Annotated in this window: 17 protein-coding genes; 14 read left to right on the top strand and 3 right to left on the bottom strand. The window is 70.4% G+C overall.

Going from position 1 to position 16,193, the window contains the following annotated elements; all coding sequences use genetic code 11:
- The first annotated feature begins 87 nt into the window (after nucleotides 1-87).
- The 12 genes from HF526_RS17065 to HF526_RS17125 all read left to right on the top strand — a co-directional run bounded on the left by HF526_RS17065 (nucleotide 88) and on the right by HF526_RS17125 (nucleotide 11,049).
- A complete protein-coding gene (locus HF526_RS17065; protein ID WP_169382451.1) occupies nucleotides 88-1,368 on the top strand; it encodes a serine hydroxymethyltransferase in 1,281 nt (426 codons plus the stop codon).
- Between the two features lie 25 nt (nucleotides 1,369-1,393).
- Nucleotides 1,394-2,563 carry a glycosyltransferase family 4 protein gene (locus HF526_RS17070; RefSeq protein WP_420821630.1) on the top strand — a complete coding sequence of 390 codons (1,170 nt, stop codon included), beginning with the start codon at nucleotides 1,394-1,396 and terminating at the stop codon, nucleotides 2,561-2,563.
- Nucleotides 2,560-3,018, top strand: coding sequence for a Cg1360 family ATP-synthase-associated protein (locus HF526_RS17075; protein WP_169382453.1), 459 nt, complete (start codon nucleotides 2,560-2,562; stop codon nucleotides 3,016-3,018). The genes HF526_RS17070 and HF526_RS17075 overlap by 4 nt, the downstream gene beginning before the upstream one ends.
- A gap of 529 nt (nucleotides 3,019-3,547) precedes the next feature.
- Entirely contained in the window at nucleotides 3,548-4,324 is a 777-nt protein-coding gene (gene atpB / locus HF526_RS17085; protein WP_169382455.1) for a F0F1 ATP synthase subunit A, read from the top strand.
- A gap of 70 nt (nucleotides 4,325-4,394) precedes the next feature.
- On the top strand, nucleotides 4,395-4,610 hold the full coding sequence (gene atpE, locus HF526_RS17090; protein WP_420821627.1) for an ATP synthase F0 subunit C: 216 nt from the start codon (nucleotides 4,395-4,397) through the stop codon (nucleotides 4,608-4,610).
- A gap of 40 nt (nucleotides 4,611-4,650) precedes the next feature.
- Nucleotides 4,651-5,217, top strand: coding sequence for a F0F1 ATP synthase subunit B (locus HF526_RS17095; protein ID WP_169382456.1), 567 nt, complete (start codon nucleotides 4,651-4,653; stop codon nucleotides 5,215-5,217).
- Nucleotides 5,217-6,047, top strand: a complete 831-nt coding sequence (locus HF526_RS17100) for a F0F1 ATP synthase subunit delta (RefSeq protein ID WP_169382457.1) — start codon at nucleotides 5,217-5,219, stop codon at nucleotides 6,045-6,047. The genes HF526_RS17095 and HF526_RS17100 overlap by 1 nt, the downstream gene beginning before the upstream one ends.
- Nucleotides 6,048-6,114: 67 nt before the next feature.
- Nucleotides 6,115-7,764: a F0F1 ATP synthase subunit alpha gene (atpA, locus tag HF526_RS17105; RefSeq protein ID WP_169382458.1), complete on the top strand. Its 1,650-nt coding sequence runs from the start codon at nucleotides 6,115-6,117 to the stop codon at nucleotides 7,762-7,764.
- 14 nt (nucleotides 7,765-7,778) lie between these two features.
- Nucleotides 7,779-8,774, top strand: a complete 996-nt coding sequence (locus HF526_RS17110; protein WP_169382459.1) for a F0F1 ATP synthase subunit gamma — start codon at nucleotides 7,779-7,781, stop codon at nucleotides 8,772-8,774.
- Nucleotides 8,774-10,207 carry a F0F1 ATP synthase subunit beta gene (gene atpD, locus HF526_RS17115; protein WP_169382460.1) on the top strand — a complete coding sequence of 478 codons (1,434 nt, stop codon included), beginning with the start codon at nucleotides 8,774-8,776 and terminating at the stop codon, nucleotides 10,205-10,207. Before HF526_RS17110 ends, atpD begins: the two co-directional genes overlap by 1 nt.
- Nucleotides 10,208-10,211: 4 nt before the next feature.
- The gene (locus tag HF526_RS17120) at nucleotides 10,212-10,580 is read left to right on the top strand and encodes a F0F1 ATP synthase subunit epsilon (protein WP_169382461.1); all 369 of its coding nucleotides are present in this window, start codon (nucleotides 10,212-10,214) and stop codon (nucleotides 10,578-10,580) included.
- Between the two features lie 10 nt (nucleotides 10,581-10,590).
- Nucleotides 10,591-11,049, top strand: a complete 459-nt coding sequence (locus HF526_RS17125; RefSeq protein ID WP_169382462.1) for a DUF2550 family protein — start codon at nucleotides 10,591-10,593, stop codon at nucleotides 11,047-11,049.
- A gap of 145 nt (nucleotides 11,050-11,194) precedes the next feature.
- Here the strand turns inward: HF526_RS17125 and HF526_RS17130 are convergent, their stop codons facing one another.
- Nucleotides 11,195-11,776 carry a cob(I)yrinic acid a,c-diamide adenosyltransferase gene (locus HF526_RS17130; protein WP_169382463.1) on the bottom strand — a complete coding sequence of 194 codons (582 nt, stop codon included), beginning with the start codon at nucleotides 11,774-11,776 and terminating at the stop codon, nucleotides 11,195-11,197.
- A gap of 128 nt (nucleotides 11,777-11,904) precedes the next feature.
- Between HF526_RS17130 and murA the strand changes: the two genes are divergently transcribed.
- Both murA and HF526_RS17140 read left to right on the top strand, forming a co-directional pair.
- Nucleotides 11,905-13,173 (top strand): UDP-N-acetylglucosamine 1-carboxyvinyltransferase, encoded by a 1,269-nt coding sequence (murA, locus tag HF526_RS17135; protein WP_169382464.1) that lies wholly within the window; start codon nucleotides 11,905-11,907, stop codon nucleotides 13,171-13,173.
- A gap of 170 nt (nucleotides 13,174-13,343) precedes the next feature.
- Complete coding sequence (locus HF526_RS17140; RefSeq protein ID WP_169382465.1) at nucleotides 13,344-14,201, top strand: DUF1206 domain-containing protein; 858 nt, start codon at nucleotides 13,344-13,346, stop codon at nucleotides 14,199-14,201.
- A gap of 7 nt (nucleotides 14,202-14,208) precedes the next feature.
- On the opposite strand, the gene poxB is transcribed toward HF526_RS17140, so the two are convergent.
- Together poxB and HF526_RS17150 are read right to left on the bottom strand one after the other, a co-directional pair.
- Complete coding sequence (gene poxB / locus HF526_RS17145) at nucleotides 14,209-15,939, bottom strand: ubiquinone-dependent pyruvate dehydrogenase (RefSeq protein ID WP_169382466.1); 1,731 nt, start codon at nucleotides 15,937-15,939, stop codon at nucleotides 14,209-14,211.
- Between the two features lie 45 nt (nucleotides 15,940-15,984).
- Nucleotides 15,985-16,185 (bottom strand): hypothetical protein, encoded by a 201-nt coding sequence (locus HF526_RS17150; protein WP_169382467.1) that lies wholly within the window; start codon nucleotides 16,183-16,185, stop codon nucleotides 15,985-15,987.
- Between the last annotated feature and the right edge of the window lie 8 nt (nucleotides 16,186-16,193).

Here is a 16,193-nt window from a genome sequence, read left to right on the forward strand (position 1 = left end):
GCTCCGGCCAGGTGGCGTCCGCGGGGGTCGAGGCCGGTCCGAGGTCGCCTCTCACCTGCCTGTACGTCGCAGGTAGCCTGGAGAACCGTGAGTACACCGTTCTGGGGCCCGGACTTCGACGCGTTGCAGCAGCAGGATCCCGAGATCGCAGGAGTCGTGCTGAGCGAGCTCGACCGCCTGCGTGGCGGGCTGCAGCTGATCGCGAGCGAGAACCTGACCAGCCCGGCGGTGCTCGCCGCGCTCGGTTCGACGTTGTCGAACAAGTACGCCGAGGGTTACCCCGGCCGGCGCTACTACGGCGGCTGCCAGGTCGTCGACGTCGCCGAGGAGATCGGCATCGCGCGGACCAAGGAGCTGTTCGGCGCGGAGCACGCGAACCTGCAGCCGCACTCCGGGGCGTCGGCGAACCTCGCCGCCTACGCGGCCTTCGCCAAGCCCGGCGACACCGTGCTGGCCATGGACCTCAAGCAGGGCGGCCACCTCACGCACGGCAGCAAGGTCAACTTCTCCGGGCAGTGGTTCAACGCGGTGTCCTACACCGTCCGCGAGGACTCCGAGCTCATCGACTACGACCAGGTCCGCGACCTGGCCCGCGAGCACCGGCCGAAGATCATCATCGCCGGTGCGACCGCCTACCCGCGGCTGATCGACTTCAAGGCGTTCCGGGAGATCGCCGACGAGGTCGGCGCCATCTTCATGGTCGACGCCGCGCACTTCATCGGCCTGGTGGCCGGCAAGGCCATCCCGTCGCCGGTGTCCTACGCCGACGTCGTCACCGCGACCACGCACAAGGTGCTGCGCGGCCCCCGCGGCGGCATGATCCTGTCCCGCGCGGAGCACGCCAAGGCCATCGACAAGGCCGTCTTCCCGTTCTCCCAGGGCGGCCCGCTGATGCACTCGGTCGCGGCCAAGGCCGTCGCGATGAAGGAGGCCTCGACCCCGGCGTACCAGGCCTACACCGCCCAGGTCATCGCCAATGCGCAGGCGCTGGCCAAGAGCCTGGAGGCCGAGGGCATGCGCGCCGTGTCCGGCGGCACCGACACCCACCTCGCGCTGATCGACCTGCGGCCCATCGGGGTCACCGGCAGCGAGGCCGAGGCCCGCAGCGACGCCGCGCGGATCACGCTGAACAAGAATGCGATCCCCTACGACCCGGCGCCGCCGATGAAGCCCTCGGGCATCCGGGTCGGCTCGCCGAGCGTGACGACGCAGGGCATGGTCGAGTCCGACATGGCCGAGATCGGCCGGCTGCTCGGCCGCGCGGTGAAGGCCGAGCAGGGCACCCCGGCCGGGGACGCCGAGTTGGCCGAGGTCGCCGAGGCGGTCTCCGCCCTGGTCGCCCGGAACCCCGCGTACCCGCGGCCCTGACGGGCCGGGCGGGCGAGAAGCGATCATCGTGCCGACCCAGACGCCCTCGCTCGGGCTGGGGTTGCCGATCCGGGAGTACCTGCTCGCCGGCCTGACCGCCGCCGTCGTCACCTTCCTGCTCACCGGCGTGGTCCGGGTGCTGGCCCTGAAGATGGGGGCGGTCGCGTGGCCCCGGGGGCGCGACGTGCACGTCACCCCGACCCCGCGCTGGGGCGGGCTGGCGATGCTCGCGGGCGTGCTCGCCGGAATCGGGCTGGCCGCACAGCTCCCGGCCCTGCGGCTGGCGTTCGACTACTCGACCGACGTGCCCGGTGTGCTCGTCGCGGCGGTGCTGCTGGTGGCGGTCGGCGTCCTGGACGACCGCTACGAGCTCGACGCCATCACCAAACTGGCCGGGCAGATCACCGCGGCCGGCGTGCTGGTGCTCTTCGGTATCCAGTTCGCCGTGTTCTACGTGCCCTGGGGTGGCGGTGGGACCGGTATCTCCGGTTCGCTGCTGGTCCTGGGCCAGGAGCAGGGCGTGCTGCTCACCGTGCTGCTCACCGTGGCGCTGGTCAACGCGATGAACTTCGTCGACGGCCTGGACGGCCTGGCCGCGGGCATCGGGCTGATCGCGGCCGCCGCGACCTGCGTGTTCGCGATCGGGCTGGTGAAGCAGAACGGCAACGACCCGTCCGCGTACTCGCCCGCGCTCATCGCCGCCGTGCTGGCCGGGGCCTGTCTGGGCTTCCTGCCGCACAACTTCAATCCGGCGCGCATCTTCATGGGCGACTCGGGCTCGATGCTGATCGGACTGCTGCTGTCCGCGGCGACGACCAGCGCGTCCGGGCGCATCTCCATCAGCACCACCACCGACGGCAGCGACATCCTGGCGCTGTTCGCCCCGCTCATCGTGCTGGCGGCGGTGGTGTTCGTGCCGCTGCTCGACCTGCTGATGGCCGTGGTGCGCCGTACCCGGGCCGGGACGAGCCCGTTCTCCCCGGACAAGATGCACCTGCACCACCGGTTGCTCGAGATCGGGCACAGCCATCGTCGCGCGGTGCTGCTGATCTACCTGTGGGCGGGCGTGCTGGCGTTCGGCGCGGTGGCGCTGGCGCTGATCAAGGACCCGTTCATCGTGTTGTGGGCGGTCGGGGTGGGGCTCGTCGTGGCCGTGCTCGCGTCCGCCGTCCCGAGAGCAAGGATTCGCGGATGAGTACTGACAGTGCCGGCGACGCCGCCGCGCCGAAACCCGCCGAGGCGCCCCACGTCAAGACGGTGCTGCGGCTGGCCCGAGCCATGCAACGAAACGCGCTGATCCTCGCGGCGGTCACGAGCGTGGTCGCCGTCGTGGTGTCCGCCGTGCTGCGCGGGGGCGGTGGCGCCGTCGGCGCGGTCGTCGGCGCGGTCCTGGCGATGGTGGCCGGGTCGGTCAGCACCCTGGTGATGCGGGCGACCGCACAGGCGAGCCCGGCTGCCGTGATGATCAGTGCGATGACGGCATTCGGCGGCAAGATCGTCGTCCTGCTGGTGTTCCTGATCCTGCTGCGCGGCACCACATTGTTCGACAACCAGACCTTCGCAATCACCATTCTCGCCGTGACGGCGGCGTGGATCATCGGTGAGATCATCGGCTTCGTCCGGACCCGGACGCCGGTCATCGATCTGTGAGTGTCGTCCAGGCGCGTCCGGGTATCCGGGGTTGCTCTGAACGAGTGGACGGAGTCATGTCCGATACGTTGCCGGTGTCCGTGATGACGGTCTCTCTGAGACCTGCGCCACGCCCTGTCGGTTCTTCTACCAGTGATAGAGCGACGTCGGCGGTGGATCGGGGCGTCCTGTGGTGACCGGGCGGCCCGAAAGAACGTCGTCCGAGGTCGTCCCTGGTAAGTGGCCGCTAACGTGCCTGATATGGTCCCGTTGATGGAGCCGGACCAGCCGCGCGGCGGGGGTGGCGAACCACCACCTCCAGCCGACGCCTGGACCGCTCTGTCCTACCTGCTCTCCGGGTTCCTGATCTTCGGTGCACTCGGGTGGGGGTTGGACAAGCTGCTGGACACGCGGGTTCTTCTTCCGATCGGACTCCTGTTCGGAGGGGCGGCCTCGTTGTACCTGATTTACCTCAGGTACGTTAAGTCTTGATCGTTACGATTCTGCCGACCCGGTGTCGCCCGGTCGGCGGAACCGGAAGGAGCATTGGGTGACCACGTTGGCCACCGCCCCAGCCCCTGGGTTCCAGGCGCCCGGGACGTCGAGCTTCGACCTGCCGCCGATTTTCGGCGAGGTGACGAAGCCGGTCCTGCAGCTCGTGCTCGCCGCGATCATCGTCTACGTGGCGTTCCGCTATGCGATCCGGAAGCCGGCGCTGGTGCCGAGCAAGGCGCAGTTCCTGGGTGAGTCGTTCCACGGGATCGTGCGCAACACCATCGCGCGGGACAACATCGGGCCGGAGTTCCTCAAGTTCGTCCCCTACCTGACCACGCTGTTCGCCTTCCTCCTGGTGAACAACCTGTTCGGGATCATTCCGTTCATCCAGTTCCCGACGTTCTCGCACCCGGGTGTGCCCTACGCGCTCGCCGCGCTCGTCTGGGGCATCTACAACTACGTCGGGATCAAGAAGCACGGCTTCGTCGGGTACCTGCGGGTCACCACCTGGCCGCCCGGCGTCCCGGTCTGGGTGCGCTTCATCCTCACCCCGATCGAGTTCATCTCGAACATCCTGCTGCGGCCGGTCACTCTCTCGCTGCGGTTGTTCGGCAACATGTTCGCCGGGCACCTGCTGCTGGTGTTCATCCTGGGCGGCGAGTACATGCTCTTCGTCGCCGACTCGATCGCGCTGAAGGTGCTGTCCCCCTTCGCGTTCGGGATGGGCATCGTCTTCACGTTCTTCGAGGCCTTCATCCAGGTGGTGCAGGCCTACATCTTCACCATCCTGACCGCCTCGTACATCGGCGCCGCGCTCGCCGACGATCACTAGGCCTACCGACCACAGACCTCACGGAGCCGCGGGACGTACCGCGGACCGGATCGAAAGGAAAGCGGAAACCGTGAACATCAGCGGCAACCTCAACGTCATCGGCTACGGCCTGTCGGCCATCGGCCCCGGTATCGGCGTGGGCATCGTCTTCGCCGCCTTCATCAACGGCGTGGCCCGCCAGCCGGAGGCCCGCGGCCAGCTGCAGGGCATCGCGTTCATCGGCTTCGCGCTGTCCGAGGCGCTGGCCATTCTGGGCCTGGTGCTCGCGTTCGCGCTGCAGGGCTGATAACGCCGGAAGCCGGTCGTAGGCGGAGGAGCACACACACATGACGACCACCCTTCTGGCGGCCGAGACCATCAATCCCCTCGCGCCGCACCCCGTCGAGATCGTCGTCGGACTCATCGCGTTCCTGCTGCTCTTCTGGGTGCTCAAGCGCACGGTCTTCCCGCAGTTCGAGAAGATCTACGCGGAGCGCACCGACAAGATCGAGGGTGGGCTCAAGCGGGCGGAGGAGGCGCAGGAGGAGGCCAACCGGCTGCATCAGCAGTACGAGGAGCAGTTGGCCGGCCTGCGTGCCGAGGCCGCCCGCATCCGCGACGAGGCCCGCGCCGAGGGGCAGCAGATCAAGGCCGAGCTGCGCGCCCAGGCCGAGGAGGAGGCGGAGCGCATCCGCCAGCGTGGCCTCGACCAGCTCGCGGCCGCTCGTGAGCAGACCGTCCGCGCCCTGCGCGCGGAGGTCGGCGGGCTGGCTGTCCAGCTCGCCGAGCGCATCGTGCGCGTCGACCTGTCCGACGAGTCGCGCCGTGCCGCGACCGTCGACAGCTTCCTGGCCGAGCTGGACGGGCTCGACCAGCGGCGGGAGACCACCCCGGCTGCGGGTGGGGCGAACTGATGGCTCTCGTCCTCCAGGCGACCAGCCGCGAGTCGCTTGCCGAGGTCGCGGCCCGGTTGGACGCCTACATCGACCAGGCGGCCCCGGCGGATCTGGAGCGGATGGGTGACGAGCTGTTCGCCGTCACCCGCCTGCTGCAGGAGACGCCGTCGCTGCGCCGGCACCTGGCCGACCCGTCGGCCCCGGAGTCGGTCCGCACCGGGCTGGTCCAGCGGCTGCTGAACGGCAAGGTGTCCCAGCCGGCGCTGGACATCGTCGCGGCCGCGGTCGCGGCCCGGTGGTCGCAGACGATCGACCTGGTCGAGGCGCTCGAGGAGTTGGCCCGCCGCGCCACCCTGGCCGTGGCGGAGAAGAACGGCACCCTCGACGACGTCGAGGACGAGCTGTTCCGCTTCGGCCGGATCCTCGACCGTGAGCCCGAACTGGCCGTCCTGCTGGCCGACCCGACGCAGCCGGCGGAGAAGAAGGTCGAACTGCTCGACCGGATCCTGCAGGGCAAGGTCTCGCCGGTCACCCTCGCGCTGCTGCGCCAGACGGTGCGGCTGCCGCGTGGCCGGCACCTCGACATCGCCGCAGAGGAGCTCGCCGAGCTCGCCGCCGCCCGTCGCGACCGTTACGTGGCCCAGGTGACCGCACCGGTGGCCCTGACGGATGCGCAGGAACAGCGACTGGCGGGAACCCTGTCGCGGCTCTACGGCCGCGCGATGTCGCTGCAGGTCGACCTGGACGAGAGCCTGCTGGGCGGGCTCGTGATCCGGGTCGGCGGCGAGGTCATCGACGGCAGCGTGGCGGGCAAGCTGGAAGAGGCCCGTCGGCGGCTGCCGCGCTGATCCGCGGCCGCGGTGTCGGTCCCAGAGACGTTATTGACTGATCGAGAAGAAGGAACAGACGACAGCCATGACAGAGCTGACGATCTCCCCGGAGGAGATCCGGAGTGCGATCTCCAGCTACGTCTCGTCGCTGGAGACCGAGACCGCCCGTGAAGAGGTGGGCGTCGTCGCCGACACCGGCGACGGCATCGCCCACGTCGAGGGCCTGCCCTCGGTGATGACCAACGAGCTGCTGGAGTTCGAGGGTGGCGTGCTGGGCGTCGCGCTGAACCTCGACCAGCGTGAGATCGGTGCGGTCATCCTCGGCGACTACGCCGGCATCGAGGAGGGGCAGCCGGTCAAGCGGACCGGGAACGTGCTCTCCGTCCCGGTCGGCGACGCCTTCCTGGGTCGCGTCATCGACCCGCTGGGCGCCCCGATCGACGGCCTGGGCGACATCGAGGCCGAGACCGACCGCGTGCTCGAGCTGCAGGCCGCCTCGGTGGTCGAGCGGCAGAGCGTGCACGAGCCGCTGCAGACCGGCATCAAGGCCATCGACGCGATGACCCCGATCGGCCGGGGCCAGCGGCAGCTGATCATCGGCGACCGCAAGACCGGTAAGACCGCGGTCTGCGTCGACACGATCATCAACCAGAAGCAGAACTGGGAGACCGGCGACCCGAAGCAGCAGGTCCGCTGCATCTACGTCGCGGTCGGCCAGAAGGGCTCCACCATCGCGGGTGTCCGGCAGGCGCTGGAGGACGCGGGCGCGCTGGAGTACACGACCATCGTCGCCGCCCCGGCGTCCGACCCGGCCGGCTTCAAGTGGATCGCCCCCTACACCGGCAGCGCGCTGGGCCAGCACTGGATGTACCAGGGCAACCACGTCCTGATCGTCTTCGACGACCTGTCCAAGCAGGCGGAGGCCTACCGCGCGATCTCCCTGCTGCTGCGCCGCCCGCCGGGCCGCGAGGCCTACCCGGGCGACGTCTTCTACTTGCACTCGCGGCTGCTCGAGCGTTGCGCGAAGCTCTCCGACGAGCTGGGCGCGGGCTCGATGACCGGTCTGCCGATCATCGAGACCAAGGCGAACGACGTGTCGGCGTACATCCCGACCAACGTCATCTCGATCACCGACGGCCAGGTCTTCCTCGAGTCCGACCTGTTCAACCAGGGCGTCCGGCCGGCGATCAACGTCGGCATCTCGGTCTCCCGGGTCGGTGGTGCCGCGCAGATCAAGGCGATGAAGTCGGTCTCCGGATCGCTGCGCCTCGACCTGTCGCAGTACCGCGAGCTGGAGGCGTTCGCCGCCTTCGGCTCCGACCTCGACGACGCCTCGCGCAAGGCCCTGGAGCGCGGCACCCGCCTGGTCGAGCTGCTCAAGCAGCCGCAGTACTCGCCGTACCCGGTCGAGGACGAGGTCGTCTCGATCTGGCTGGGCACCTCCGGCCAGCTCGACTCGGTGCCGGTGCAGGACGTCGCCCGCTTCGAGCGGGAGTTCATCGAGCACCTGCGCCGCCAGCACGAGGGCGTGCTCGCCGAGATCCGCGACACCGGCAAGCTGACGGACGAGACCATCGAGCGCCTCAAGGGCCTGGTGGACGAGTTCAAGAAGCAGTTCACCACCTCCGACGGGTCCTCGGTGGTCCCGAGAGCGGAGCAGGCCGAGGCCCTCGACGAGGACGAGGTCGACCGCGAGACCGTCAAGGTCAACAAGCCGGCACCGGCTTCGAGCTGAACGGATAGTCACCGATGGCGGCACAGATTCGCGTGCTGCGGCGGCGGATCAGGTCGACGCAGTCCATCAAGAAGATCACCAGGGCGATGGAGCTCATCGCCACGTCCCGGATCGCCAAGGCGCGCGCCCGGGTCGAGGAGGCGAAGCCCTACGCCGAGGAGATGACCCGGGTCCTCACGGAGTTGGCGAGCAACTCGGCGCTGGACCACCCGCTGCTCGTCGAGCGGGAGAACGCCAAGCGGGCCGCGGTCCTGGTCGTGACCAGTGACCGCGGCCAGTGCGGCGGGTACAACGCCAACGTCCTCAAGGAGGCCGAGCAGCTCCAGTCGCTGCTGCGTGAGCAGGGCAAGGAGCCCGTGCTGTACGTGATCGGCCGCAAGGGCGTGAACTACTACAAGTTCCGCCAGCGCGAGATCGCGGCCTCCTGGACCGGCTTCTCCGAGCAGCCGAACTACGCGGACGCGGCCGAGGCGGCCCGCACCATCGTCGCGGCCTTCATGGCCGGGCAGGACGACGAGAACGGCTCGGCCGGCCCGGACGGCATCGAGGGCGTCGACGAGCTGCACCTCGTGTACACGCAGTTCAAGAACATGGTCACGCAGACCCCGCAGGCCCGCCGGATGGCACCGATGGAGGTCGAGTACGCCTCCGAGAACGGCGCGGTCGTCTCCGAGACGCAGACCGGCGGCCCGACGGGAGTCGAGGCCGGCGAGCGGACGAACGAGGGCCCCCGCCCGCTGTACGAGTTCGAGCCGAGCGCCGACGTGCTGTTCGACGCCCTGCTGCCGAAGTACGTCGGGGCGCGGCTGTTCGCGGCGCTGCTGGAGTCGGCGGCATCCGAGTCGGCCAACCGGCAGCGGGCCATGAAGGCCGCGACCGACAACGCGAACGAACTGATCCGTACCCTGACATTGGAGGCCAACCAGGCCCGTCAGGCCCAGATCACCCAGGAGATCAGTGAGATCGTCGGTGGCGCCGACGCTCTCGTGAGCGCAGGAAGTGAGAACTGATGACCGCCACCGCTGATACCCAGACCAGGACCGGCCGGGTCGTCCGGGTCACCGGCCCGGTCGTCGACGTCGAGTTCCCGCGCAACGCCGTCCCGGAGCTGTACAACGCTCTGACGGTCGACGTCTCCTTCGCCGGGGTCTCGCGCACGCTGACCCTGGAGATCGCCCAGCACCTGGGCGACAGCCTGGTCCGGGCCATCTCGATGCAGCCCACCGACGGCCTGGTCCGCGGCGCGGTCGTGACCGACCTCGGCCGCCCGATCTCGGTGCCGGTCGGCGACCAGGTCAAGGGGCACGTGTTCAACGCGCTCGGTGACTGCCTCGACCAGCCCGACCTGGAGATCACCGGCGAGCGGTGGGGCATCCACCGCAAGGCGCCCGCGTTCGACCAGCTCGAGGGCAAGACCGAGATGCTCGAGACCGGCATCAAGGTCATCGACCTGCTGACCCCGTACGTGCAGGGCGGCAAGATCGGGCTGTTCGGCGGCGCCGGCGTCGGCAAGACGGTGCTCATCCAGGAGATGATCACCCGCGTCGCCAAGAACTTCGGTGGTACGTCGGTGTTCGCCGGCGTCGGTGAGCGCACCCGTGAGGGTAACGACCTCATCACGGAGATGACCGAGGCCGACGTCATCAAGGACACCGCGCTGGTGTTCGGTCAGATGGACGAGCCGCCGGGCACCCGTATGCGGGTCGCCCTGTCGGCGCTGACGATGGCGGAGTACTTCCGCGACGAGCAGGCCCAGGACGTGCTGCTGTTCATCGACAACATCTTCCGGTTCACCCAGGCCGGCTCCGAGGTCTCGACGCTGCTCGGCCGCATGCCGTCCGCGGTGGGGTACCAGCCGACGCTGGCCGACGAGATGGGCGAGCTGCAGGAGCGGATCACCTCGACCCGGGGCCGGTCCATCACCTCGATGCAGGCGATCTACGTGCCCGCCGACGACTACACCGACCCGGCGCCGGCGACCACGTTCGCCCACCTGGACGCGACCACCGAGCTCTCCCGGCCGATCTCCCAGAAGGGGATCTACCCGGCGGTGGACCCGCTGACGTCGACCTCCCGGATCCTCGACCCGCAGTACGTCGGCGAGGAGCACTTCCGGGTGGCCAACGAGGTCAAGCGGATCCTGCAGAAGTACTCCGACCTGCAGGACATCATCGCGATCCTCGGTATCGACGAGCTGTCCGAGGAGGACAAGCAGCTGGTCCGCCGGGCGCGGCGCATCGAGCGCTTCCTGTCGCAGAACCTGCTGGTCGCCGAGCAGTTCACCGGCCAGCCGGGCTCGACGGTCCCGCTGAAGGAGACTATCGAGGCGTTCGACAAGATCGCCAAGGGCGAGTTCGACGATGTTCCGGAGCAGGCGTTCTTCCTCTGCGGTGGTCTCGAGGACCTGGAGCGCAACCGCAAGAAGCTGATGGGCCAGGGCTGATCAGATGGCGCAGATGACGGTCGAGCTGGTCGCGGTCGAGCGACGGATCTGGTCCGGTGAGGCCCGGTTCGTGCTCGCCCGCACCAAGGAGGGCGAGGTGGGCGTGCTGCCCGGCCACGAGCCCACGCTGGCCCAGCTCGAGGAGGCCGGGGTGGTGCGTATCGACACCACCGAGGGCCCCTCGATCACGGCCGCGGTGCACGGTGGCTTCCTCTCCATCACGCCGGAGAACGTGACGGTGCTGGCCGAGTACGCCGAGCTGTCGGACGAGATCGACGTGTCCCGGGCGCGCACGGCCCGGGACCGCGCCGACACCAGCGAGGCGAAAGCCCGTGCCGAGGCCCGGCTGAGGGCCGCCGACGCGGCCGAGTAGCGGGTTCGCAGTGGGGACCGTGGCCATCGTCGTCGGGGTTCTGCTGCTGCTCGCGTGTCTGCTGCTCGGGTGGCTCGCCGTTCGGCGAGTACGTCTGATGCGGGGCGGCGGTGTGGACGTGTGTCTGCGCCGCCGCCCTCGCGTATGCGGGGCACCCCGCGACTCCGCCGCCGGCTGGCACTTCGGTGTCGGGCGCTACCGCGGCGAGGAGCTGGCCTGGCACCGGCTGACCAGCTTCCGGTTCGGGCCGACGGTGTCGATCGACCGCAACGAGCTGGAGATCGTCGACCGGCGGGCGCCCACCGGTCCGGAGAGTTACGCGATCCCGCAGGCCGGCGTGGTGCTGCGGTGCCGGGCCGACGGCGAGGAGCTGGAGCTGGCGATGGCGCCGGGTGTGCTCACCGGCTTCCTGTCGTGGCTGGAAGCGACCCCGCCCGGCCGCAGCACCGGCTACCGCCAAGCCTCATGACCCCGCGAGTCGCCCTTTTCGGGAGGGCGAGTCGGCACTTGCGGGCGGGTGAGTCGCACATCTGGGAAGCGTCGGCCGTCCCCGGAGCGCCGGCTCGCCCTTCTCGAAGTGCCGACTCACCCTCCTGAAAGTGCCGACTCGCGGATCAGCGGGGGGACGAGGGGCCGCCGGGGTGCCAGAGGACGTCGCCGTCCGGGTTGGCCACGCGACCGAGGATGAACAGCAGGTCCGAGAGCCGGTTCAAGTACTTCGCGGTGAGCGGGTTCGTGCGCTCGGCGTCGACCTCGAGCAGAGCCCACACCGAGCGCTCCGCGCGCCGGGCCACCGTGCGCGCCACGTGCAGGTAGGCCGCGCCCGGGGTGCCGCCGGGCAGGATGAACGAGTCGAGCTTGGGCAGCCCCTCGTTGAACGAGTCGCACCAGCCCTCGAGGCGGGTCACGTACTCCTCGGTGAGCCGCAGCGGCGGGTACTCCGGCTCCGGCACGATCGGGGCGCAGAGGTCCGCGCCGACGTCGAACAGGTCGTTCTGGATCTGCCGTAGCGGGACCAGGACCTCCTCGGCCAGCTGCCCGACGGTGACGGCGACGCCGATCGCCGCATTGCACTCGTCGGTGTCGGCATAGGCCGCGAGCCGGGGATCGGTCTTCCGGACCCGGCTGAAGTCGCCCAGCGCGGTCGTCCCGTCGTCGCCGGTCTTGGTGTAGATCCTGGTCAGGTGCACGGCCATGGTGCCGACGGTAGCCGACCGGAACAAGCGTGGGCCCGGTATGTCGCGACCGGTACAGCCCAGGCCCCCGGTATTGGGAGCCGGGGTGGACGTGGACGGAATCGCGTGGGCCGATACCGTCGTCGCCCGTGGTGGAGCATTTCGCGGTCCGCGGCGGTGCCCGGTTGTCGGGCACGGTCGATGTCGTCGGGGCGAAGAACAGCGTGCTGAAGCTCATGGCCGCCGCGCTGCTCGCCGAGGGCACGACGACGATCACGAATTGCCCGGAGATCCTGGACGTCCCGCTGATGGCCGACGTGCTGCGCAGCCTCGGCTGCACGGTCACCGTCGACGGCGGCACCGTCAGCATCGACGTGCCGGCCGAGCCCGGGGCCCAGGCGGACTACCGGTCGGTGTCGAAGCTGCGGGCCTCGGTGTGTGTGCTGGGGCCGCTGGTGGCCCGCTGCCGGCGCGCCGTGGTGCCGCTGCCCGGCGGGGACGCGATCGGTTCCCGGCCGCTGGACATGCACGCCTCCGGGCTGCGCAAGCTCGGCGCGACGACCGAGATCGAGCACGGCCGGGTGGTCGCGCACGCCGAGGGGCTGCACGGCGCGCAGATCTGGCTCGACTTCCCCAGCGTCGGCGCCACCGAGAACATCCTGATGGCCGCCGTGCTCGCCGAGGGCACCACCGTCATCGACAACGCCGCGCGCGAGCCGGAGATCGTCGACCTCTGCACGATGCTGCAGCAGATGGGCGCCAAGATCGAGGGCTCGGGTTCCTCGACGCTCACCGTGCACGGCGTGACCGGCCTGCAGCCGACCGAGCACCGGGTGATCGGCGACCGCATCGTCGGGGCCACGTGGGCGTTCGCGGCCGCGATGACCCGTGGCGAGGTGACCGTGCGCGGCGTCGACCCGCACCACCTCGACCTCGTGCTGGACAAGCTGCGCAGCGCCGGCGCCCACACCGACATCGCCCCGGGGGAGTTCACGGTCCGGATGGACGGCCGGCCGAACGCCGTGGACTTCGTGACGCTGCCCTACCCGGGCTTCGCCACCGACCTGCAGCCGATGGCGATCGCGCTCTCGGCCATCGCGGACGGCACCTCGATGATCACCGAGAACGTGTTCGAGGCCCGGTTCCGGTTCGTCGACGAGATGGTCCGGCTGGGTGCGGACGCCCGCACCGACGGGCATCACGCGGTGGTCCGCGGCGTGGAGCGGCTCTCCAGCGCCCCGGTGTGGGCCAGCGACATCCGGGCCGGCGCGGGTCTCGTGCTCGCCGCGCTGTGCGCCGACGGGCAGACCGAGGTCTGGGACATCGAGCACATCGACCGTGGCTACCCCCGGTTCGTCGAGAACCTGCGGGCGCTGGGCGCCGACATCTCCCGGGTGAGCACCGACCCCGCGCGCTGACCCGGGCGGTCAGGCGGCCGGACAGGGTGGCCGCGGGCGGTTCAGGGGTACACGGGAACTGTCGCCGTCATCAGGGCGGCGCGCCGGCCGGTTGCTCTGGACGGAGCAGCAGCGCTCGCCGACAGCGGTGTCTCGTGCGACCGTCGCCGCACGTCGCCAGGAGGTCCCCGATGTCCAGTACAGCCGATCCCGCGCCGCAGCGGGTGCGTCATGCAGGCCGAGCCGTGGAGGACTCCGCGCAGGAGGTCGCGAGCAGCCTGCCGATCCGGATCGGGGCACGGATCGGCATCGCCTCGAACGGGGTGCTGCACCTGCTCATCGCGTGGCTCGCGGTGCAGGTCGCGCTGGGTGGCCGGGAGCGGGCCGACCAGAACGGGGCGATGCAGGCCATCGCGGCGCAGCCGTTCGGCCAGGCGCTGCTGTGGGTGATCGTGGTCGGGTTCGTGGCCGTGGTGCTGTGGCGGATCGCCGCGGCGATCTGGGGCTTCGGCTACGTGACCGACCGGCGCAAGCGCCTGATGAAGCGCCTGGTCAACGCCGGGCAGGCGGTCCTCTTCGCGGCCCTGGCGGCGCTGGCGGCGCGCGTCGCGGTCGGCGTGTCGTCCGGTGGCGGAGGCGGCGGCGAGAAGCCGACCGGGGGGCTGCTCGCGCTGCCCGGTGGCCCGGTCATCGTGGGTGTGATCGCGCTGGGCATCGCCGTCACCGGTGTCGGAATGATCTACCAGGGGTGGCGGAAGAACTTCACCGAGGACATGTGCCTGCGCCGTGCGCAGCCGCGGGCCAGGCGGGTCGCCGAGCTCACCGGACAGATCGGCTACATCGCGAAGGGGATCGCGTTGGTGATCCTCGGCGTGCTGGTCGGCGTCGCCGCGATCACCTACAACCCGCAACAGGCCATCGGGCTGGACGGGGCCCTGAAGGCGCTCGCGGCGCAGCCGTTCGGGCCGTTGCTGCTCATCGCCATCGCAGCCGGGCTGGCCTGCTTCGGGATCTTCTGCTTCTTCGACGCCCGCTACCACCGGGTGTGAGCGCCGCTCAGATCAGCCGGCGGACCACGTTGGTCCTCGCGAGGTCGACCAGCTCGTCACCGCGTCCGGAGAGCACCGTGCGTGTCGCGTAGAGCGTGAACCCCCGGATCTGCTCCAGCGTCAGCGTCGGCGGCAGGGTCAGCTCCTGGCGGGCGACCATGGCCTCCACCAGCGCGGGCCCGTCGTGAGCGAACGCGTCACGCAGCGCGCCGGGCAGCTCGCTCGGGCGTTCCACGCGGCGGCTGTGCAGCCCGAGGGCGTGCCCGACGGCGGCGAAGTCCGGGTTGTCGAGCTCCGTGCCGAACGTGACGATCCCGGCCGCCTTCATCTCCAGCTCCACGAACGACAGCGCGCTGTTGCTGAACACCACCACCTTCACCGGCAGGGCGAGCTGCCGCAGCGTGATCAGGTCGCCGAGCAGCATCGACAGCCCGCCGTCGCCGGCCAGCGCGACGACCTGGCGGCCGGGGTGCGAGGCCTGCGCGCCGATCGCCTGCGGCACCGCGTTGGCCATGGTGCCGTGGCTGAAGGAGCCGATCAGCCGTCGCCGGCCGTTCATCGTGAGGTACCGCGCGGCCCAGACGACGGGGGTGCCCACGTCGGGGATGAACACGGCGTCGTCCGCGGCCAGCTCGTCGAGCATCCGGGCGACGTACTGGGGGTGGATCGGGGCCCGGTCGCGGTCCGGGCCGGCCAGCGCGTCGAGCCCGCGGCGGGCCTTGGCGTAGTGCCGGCGCATGTCGTCGAGGTGGGTGCTGTCGGTCTTGCGGGTCAGCAGCGGCAGCAGCGCGGCGGCCGTGTCCGCGACGGTGCCGACCAGCCCCAGTTCGACGTGCGTGCGCCGGCCCAGCTGCTCGCCACGCACGTCGACCTGGATGACGGTCGCGTCCTCGGGATAGAACTGCGGATAGGGCAGGTCGGAGCCGAGGATGAGCAGCACGTCGCAGCGCTCCATCGCCCGGTAGCCGGAGCTGAAACCGATCAGCCCGGTCATCCCGACGTCGAACGGGTTGTCGTACTCGACGTGTTCCTTGCCGCGCAACGCGTGCACGACCGGCGCCCGCAGCGCTTCGGCCAGCGCGACGAGCTCGGTGTGTGCACCCGCGCAGCCGGCGCCGGCCAGGATCGTCACCCGCTCCCCGTCGTCGAGCAGTCCGGCGGCCCGGCGCAGCTCGTCATGGCCGGGCCGCACCACCGAGGCGGTCGGCAGCACGGGCGAGGGCGGCCGGCCGCGGGCGTCGTCGGCCAGCACGTCGCCGGGCACGATGACCACCGCGACGCCGCTCTCGGCGACGGCGGTGCGCATCGCGATCTCCAGGATCCGCGGCACCTGGTCGGCCGTGGCGGCCAGCTCGCGGTACACGCTGCACTCGGCGAAGATCCACTGCGGGTGGGTCTCCTGGAAGTAGTTCGTCCCGATCTCGCTGCTCGGGATGTGCGCGGCGATGGCGAGCACCGGGACCCGGCTGCGTGCGGCGTCGTACAGGCCGTTGATCAGGTGCAGGTTTCCCGGCCCGCAGCTGCCGGCGCACACCGCCAGCCTGCCGGTCAGCCCGGCTTCGGCGGCCGCGGCGAACGCGGCGCTCTCCTCGTGGCGGACGTGTTCCCAGGCGACCTGACCGTCGCGGCGCAGCGCGTCGGTCAGGGCGTTGAGGGAGTCCCCGGGCAGCCCGTAGACCCGTCTCACGCCGGACTCCTTGAGGGTCCGGACGAGGACGTCGGCGGTGCTGGTGGCCATCGCCCCGGGTGGGCCGCACGAGACTCGGCGAAACCTTGTCGGGTGCTACTCCAGCGCCCGGCGGCTGAGCACCGTCCCGGCGTTCACGAGATCGGTGCCGACAACGAGAAGCCGGTAGTCACCGGGGGCCGATCGGGCACGTCCACGGCGGCCATCGTCGGCCATGTGGCGCAGGGTGGCCCGGTGCTGGATCGATACGGTCGGACCTGCTGCGTGGTTTTCCACGCCAGTTGCGTACTTTTTCATCCACGCGA

It is taken from the genome of Pseudonocardia acidicola (assembly GCF_012911935.1).
In the GTDB taxonomy this organism is placed as follows: domain Bacteria; phylum Actinomycetota; class Actinomycetes; order Mycobacteriales; family Pseudonocardiaceae; genus Pseudonocardia; species Pseudonocardia acidicola.

What these genes read in the sequence shown, in the direction of transcription:
- HF526_RS17075 (WP_169382453.1), top strand. Translation starts at nt 2,560, where the DNA reads ATGAGTACTGACAGTGCCGGCGACGCCGCCGCGCCGAAACCCGCCGAG.
- HF526_RS17095 (WP_169382456.1), top strand. Translation starts at nt 4,651, where the DNA reads ATGACGACCACCCTTCTGGCGGCCGAGACCATCAATCCCCTCGCGCCG.
- HF526_RS17100 (WP_169382457.1), top strand. Translation starts at nt 5,217, where the DNA reads ATGGCTCTCGTCCTCCAGGCGACCAGCCGCGAGTCGCTTGCCGAGGTC.
- atpA (WP_169382458.1), top strand. Translation starts at nt 6,115, where the DNA reads ATGACAGAGCTGACGATCTCCCCGGAGGAGATCCGGAGTGCGATCTCC.
- HF526_RS17110 (WP_169382459.1), top strand. Translation starts at nt 7,779, where the DNA reads ATGGCGGCACAGATTCGCGTGCTGCGGCGGCGGATCAGGTCGACGCAG.
- atpD (WP_169382460.1), top strand. Translation starts at nt 8,774, where the DNA reads ATGACCGCCACCGCTGATACCCAGACCAGGACCGGCCGGGTCGTCCGG.
- HF526_RS17120 (WP_169382461.1), top strand. Translation starts at nt 10,212, where the DNA reads ATGGCGCAGATGACGGTCGAGCTGGTCGCGGTCGAGCGACGGATCTGG.
- HF526_RS17130 (WP_169382463.1), bottom strand. Translation starts at nt 11,776, where the DNA reads ATGGCCGTGCACCTGACCAGGATCTACACCAAGACCGGCGACGACGGG.
- HF526_RS17140 (WP_169382465.1), top strand. Translation starts at nt 13,344, where the DNA reads ATGTCCAGTACAGCCGATCCCGCGCCGCAGCGGGTGCGTCATGCAGGC.
- poxB (WP_169382466.1), bottom strand. Translation starts at nt 15,939, where the DNA reads ATGGCCACCAGCACCGCCGACGTCCTCGTCCGGACCCTCAAGGAGTCC.
- HF526_RS17150 (WP_169382467.1), bottom strand. Translation starts at nt 16,185, where the DNA reads ATGAAAAAGTACGCAACTGGCGTGGAAAACCACGCAGCAGGTCCGACC.